Origin of the sequence: Komagataeibacter oboediens, from assembly GCF_003207815.1 — a bacterium.
Taxonomy (GTDB): domain Bacteria; phylum Pseudomonadota; class Alphaproteobacteria; order Acetobacterales; family Acetobacteraceae; genus Komagataeibacter; species Komagataeibacter oboediens.
Genome location: NZ_NKTX01000264.1, coordinates 1 through 575, shown reverse-complemented (window position 1 = coordinate 575; position 575 = coordinate 1). Strand labels below are relative to the sequence as shown.

Sequence of the window (575 nt, the reverse complement as noted above, 5' to 3'; positions counted from 1 at the left end):
CCAGCGTCTCGGTGACGCTCTCCCCCAGTTTGCTCAGACGATCGCTGCCACAGCACGGACACTGTGTCGGTGCGGGGATGACGACCCGCTCGCGCGGCAGGTCGGCACGCAGGGGCTGGCGTCCCCGGTTGCTCCGGGGTGCTGTCGTGCGGACGGCGGGATCCGCCGCATTTTCGGGCGCGTCCTCGGCGAGCGTCGTCTCCAGTTCTTCCAGTTCGAGTTCGAGCTGGGCCAGCAGGCGGCGCCCCCGCTCCGACGAGGTGCCGAAACGATCCTGGCGCATCCGCGCGATAAGATGTTTGAGATGGGCAATCTGCGCTTCGGCGCTGGCCGCGCGCGATTCTGCATCAGTGGCCCGGAGTTCGGCGACCTGGGCACGCGCCTCGGCAGCGGCAAGTGCTGCGCGCAAGGCGATGATGTCGTCCGTATCTCCCGTCATGAAGGCAGTTGATCACATGGGCGCTCAAAAGGGTACCAGTATATGCTGACCTGGCGCAGTTTTTATTATCCCGCCAGTTCAGGTCTCCATGTTTTCTGCGGATTGCGCCAGTCCACACCCTCCAGCAGACAAGTCA

1 protein-coding gene is annotated in these 575 nt (G+C 64.5%); it reads right to left on the bottom strand.

The genetic code is table 11. The annotated features are described in order from the left end of the window. A partial coding sequence (locus CFR80_RS18775; RefSeq protein WP_456303551.1) for an IS66 family transposase occupies positions 1-439 on the bottom strand: 439 nt, incomplete at its 3' end. Positions 440-575: the final 136 nt, after the last annotated feature.